The organism is Halosimplex halobium, from assembly GCF_051414055.1.
In the GTDB taxonomy this organism is placed as follows: Archaea; Halobacteriota; Halobacteria; order Halobacteriales; family Haloarculaceae; genus Halosimplex; species Halosimplex halobium.
On record NZ_JBLKNX010000042.1, the window covers coordinates 1 to 4219 of the forward strand.

The 4219-nt window shown below is 60.2% G+C and carries 5 protein-coding genes; 1 reads left to right on the forward strand and 4 read right to left on the reverse strand.

The genetic code is table 11. The annotated features are described in order from the left end of the window. Nucleotides 1-240 precede the first annotated feature (240 nt). Both ACMGFG_RS24130 and ACMGFG_RS24135 read right to left on the reverse strand, forming a co-directional pair. Nucleotides 241-588: an SWIM zinc finger family protein gene (locus tag ACMGFG_RS24130; RefSeq protein ID WP_436932839.1), complete on the reverse strand. Its 348-nt coding sequence runs from the start codon at nt 586-588 to the stop codon at nt 241-243. A gap of 373 nt (nt 589-961) precedes the next feature. Continuing rightward, a complete protein-coding gene (locus tag ACMGFG_RS24135) occupies nt 962-1903 on the reverse strand; it encodes a transcription initiation factor IIB (RefSeq protein ID WP_436932840.1) in 942 nt (313 codons plus the stop codon). 157 nt (nt 1904-2060) lie between these two features. Between ACMGFG_RS24135 and ACMGFG_RS24140 the strand changes: the two genes are divergently transcribed. Further along, nucleotides 2061-2564, forward strand: a complete 504-nt coding sequence (locus tag ACMGFG_RS24140) for a hypothetical protein (protein ID WP_436932841.1) — start codon at nt 2061-2063, stop codon at nt 2562-2564. Between the two features lie 70 nt (nt 2565-2634). Here the strand turns inward: ACMGFG_RS24140 and ACMGFG_RS24145 are convergent, their stop codons facing one another. Together ACMGFG_RS24145 and ACMGFG_RS24150 are read right to left on the reverse strand one after the other, a co-directional pair. After that, complete coding sequence (locus ACMGFG_RS24145; RefSeq protein WP_436932842.1) at nt 2635-3273, reverse strand: hypothetical protein; 639 nt, start codon at nt 3271-3273, stop codon at nt 2635-2637. Between the two features lie 109 nt (nt 3274-3382). Then, entirely contained in the window at nt 3383-4018 is a 636-nt protein-coding gene (locus ACMGFG_RS24150; protein WP_436932843.1) for a DUF6735 family protein, read from the reverse strand. Nucleotides 4019-4219 lie beyond the last annotated feature (201 nt).

Genomic DNA, 4219 nt, shown 5'->3' on the forward strand with positions numbered 1-4219 from the left:
TCTCGTTCAACAAACTCTAAGTCGATCTCGTCTAAACAACCACTGAGGCGGGCGTTTTCTGGCATGGACACCTGAAAACCGCACCGCCTCACCTTTCAATCCTTATCTGAACACCGCCAGGAGGTCACGTCGTCCCGTCCGGACACACTCCCAACACGGGAAGTCATCGAAACATTCCGGGCAGTCCTCGTCATCGGGCGCTGTCGTGGTTGGCTCGGAGGCTCGCGACTGGACGTCAGTCTAGGACTCGTCCCTGTCGTCGGATTCGGTGACTGATGATGCGACCTGGCCGCCGTCAGCAGCGACCGGCTGTGGTTCGTCGGTCGCGGCGATTGCATCGAGGAGTGGCCGGCGAATCGCCACCGCAACGCGGTGTTTGCACGCGCCCTCGTACTGTTCGTCAGCCGGGCACTCACACGCCGTCGGGAGCCTATCTTCGACGGTGACGAGATATTCGTGCTCGTCTGGATTCGCGTGACTCCCGTTGCGGACGACGACGCCATCGGCTGACAGGGTGAACTCGAAGGCTTCGTACTGGGCACGCTTTGCGACACGGGTCGGAAACTCCAGTTGTTCCAGAGGATGCATTGTTCATCGGAGCACCCATTCGTGAGCGCCCCACCCCTGGTGGCGCCGAAAAACCAAACGTGCGGTACGCTAACGGTGTTCATTGCTGAGTCCCTGCCGCGTCCCTGCCGTGCCCTTGTCTCGATCCGAAGTATATAGAGATAATCGTACTTTGAAGTATGATACTTTGAAGTATGATACTCTGAAGTATGATTATCGAATAAGCAGATCGTGCGGTACGTTCAGTCGAGTTCGTAGGTCGCGATACCCGTGTGGCCACAGGCTGGACACACGGTGGCCTTGTCGTCGACTGCCTGGCCGCAGTGGCGACACTCGTAGATGACGTTACTGCTTGACGAAAGGTGTAAGAAGACGACACGGAACCACGCGCCACTCATCCCGACCACGCCTCCCGGGAGTCCGCGACGGTATCGCGGTGCGCTCGAACCGTGACGGGGCTCACGTCGGCCTCGTTCGCCAACTTCTGCTGGATAATATCGATCCCGTGATTGTGACAGGCGACTTCGAGACAGCCTGCGGCGAACCCCGGTGGATGGACACCGACGCTCACTTCTGCAGCCCACGCCTGTTCGGCGAGTGAGCGTGCATGGCGCTCCGTTTCGGGTGGAACGTCCATCGCCGACGCGAGTCCCGGAATGAACTCCCGTGGCCGCTGTGGCGGGGCTGGTAGTCCGAGTTCATCGTTGCAGACAGTGTAGGCGTTCGTGATCTTCTCGCGAGGACACTGGGCGACTGAGACGACTTCACCGAGTGTCCGCGTAGCGTTGGAACAGCGACAAACCGCGTAGACTGTCGCCGCGGCGAACGCCTCGATCGAGCGGCCGGGCAGGAGGTCCGCTGACTGGGCCGACCGGAAGAGCGCACTCGCCTGTTCCCGGTGGTCGCGCTCCAGATCGAGCGCCCCGACGATGCGGGCGATCTCCGTACAGCCGTGAGCGAGGTTGCGCTCGGCTTTGGACTGCCACTTCGCGCGGGTGTGCTCGCGGCGCAACCGGCCCAATCGCCGTCGCTTCTCGCTGGAGAGTTGGTTGCCCTTGCCGTCCCGCTTGTACCCGATCTCCGTCGAGAGCCCGCGGTCGTGGCGGGCTTCGGTGATCGGCGCCCCGGTGCGTTCCCGGTTAGTGTCGTCCTCGTCGAAGGTCAGTGGTCCGCGCCGGTTGACCCGGCAGGCTTCGATGACGAGGCCGCAGTCGGTACATCGGGTTTCGCCGTCGTCCGTGGTGAGTCGGCCCTCGCACTCGGGACAGTCATCGGCCGAGATGGAGTTGTCGTGCTGTTCGTCGAAGTCGCGCTCGAAGAATTCTCTCGTTGCCATCAGTGGTCAGCGCGAGGCGAGTCTGTCCTGCCCCCCGCACCCCTCTCGGGGGCGATAAAATCCCGTGCGGTGGTGTCTAAACGAAGTTCGTGACAGCGATCGAGGCTCCCCTGCCACAGGCTCCCAAATTGATATGCAATGCAGAATCTATGCCAGTATGAGCGTCTTCCTCATCCAGACGAACGGGCGCGAAATCAGCGACCACGCGAAGCCCGAATACATTGATGGCGCTCGAGGACCGACCTTCGTGGACGAACCACTGCGTCATCATCGATATTTCAATGCAGACCCGTACTGGAAGCGCGACGGGTTCGGACGTCGCGAGGCGTGGGAGACCGCAAGTAGTGGCGACACTGCATTGTTATATTGCGCTTCGAGTGTGGAGGCGCACCCACGGTGCCTCAGCCACGTCCTACCCATTGAGACAAAGCGAATCGACGGTGATGGCGCCTATCTCGAATTTGCATCTCCAATCCCACTCAAACCGACGATCGGGTATCAGGAGATCCACCATCTCGTCGAAGAAGGCGCATTTTCCGAGGGAATGACCAACTGCGGGCAACAGGGATTCAACTTCACACAGGTCTCAAACCGCGATCTCGAAACGGTTCAGCGGTTGACGACACCACGAGCGAGCAACGAGAACTGGGAGTCACTATGAGTATATGCACGCCTTTGCAGACACCGCGACGAGATGTGGTGAGGAGATCCGCTGCTGCCTCGGTATCGATTCAATTGATCACTCGGTCGAGGTACTGTAGCTGGTCGGCCAGTTCGGTGACCTTGTCTTGGTGGACCCCGTAGAGTCCGTAGAACCAGACCCGGTAGACCGAGAGGTCACGCCCGGACACTGTCACCGAGAACGACTCGATGTTGTGTGGTCGGTCGGTCACTGACGCACTGAAGTACTGCTGGAGCGTCTCAAAGGTCGTTCCGGTGAAACAGATTATGTCGTATGCAGGTTGGTCAAGGATATCGAGTTGGTCGAGAAACCGGGATACATCTGCATCCTCTGGGTCGACGTTATCCGAATCGGGGTCAACCGTATCGGGAACGATATCGGTCATGTACCCCCCGAGAAGCGAAGCGAGGCTTGCCTCCTGAATGAAGGCTTTCAGTCGGTCGTCGTAATGGCGACCACTTGGTGAGTGGAAATTGGCGCAGTCGTTAGGAGGGTCTGCAGACGGATTGAGGGATACAAAGACGACGGACGGCGTGAGCAGGTCCCTATTGGCTTCGAGAAACGCGACAAGGTCGTCTGAGTCTTCCTCAAGACAACCTGCCTCCGGAAACGAGTCACTCCAAAGTGCCCAGCTCGACCCTGGATACCGTGTCCGCAGACGGTCGAATGTAGTGAGGTCGACTGTCATATGGCCACCATCCGTACGGTTTGGCTAGCCACGTAATTGGTCTGTGGGCTGGGTCGTCAGTGGCTCTGCAATGCCCTTGGCCTCCGATCCGTACGGCGAATGGCTAGATCTACTCGACAAGTCGTGGCTTGCGGACGATCAGCTCCTCAGTGTCGTCGACCCAGTCGTCGAGTGTCTGGGCCATGTACTCGGTGGCCTCAGCCAGGGTGAACACACCCCGATCCAGCATATCGCCAACGGTGGCTTTGAGCCCGCGGAACTCCCCCTGGGCGAACCCGTCGCCGACCGGTTCACCCTCGTACCACCGGACGGTCCTGAGCGCGCCGTTACCGACCGTCGGCGAATCGTCGACAGTCCGGCAATCGAACCGGAGACCGAACCAGTGCGTGCGATATGCGCTAACCTGGTAGTCGCTGTCGACGACATAGAATGCCTCGTGGTGCAGGAAGTCGAGGTGGTCGTCGATGATCTCGTCGATAGTGACGCCGATCGCTCGCGGGTCGATGTCGATCTGTCGAGGCGGGAACTCGTGCGCGTCGAGGATCCGGTCGACGCCGCGGTCGGTCGTTGCGTCCCGGAGTCGTCGGTGGATGGTTCGGAGTGTCTCGTCCAGGTCGTCACCGCCGAAGGGGGTCTCTTCGGTGATGGCGGGTTTGAGTCTGAGGTCCTGGGCGCCCCAGTGCGAGTAATGTAGGTTGTACGTACTATCCGGTCGTTCGTAGGCGACGAGTGCGCGATGTCCCATTGGTACTCCGCGGGGGGCGAGTGCCCCGCACCCCTCTCTGGGGGCGATAAACGAACCGTGCCGCCGCAGACCGGATTTCGAGTGCTCTGTTGAATCCGGTGAGGGCGAGCGGATAGCGTCGCTCTGAAGGTGGAAGCGAAGCGGAGAGAGTGAATGTACCTATGCCACTCTTCCGCTTCGTTAAACAAGCGGCGTCGCTGG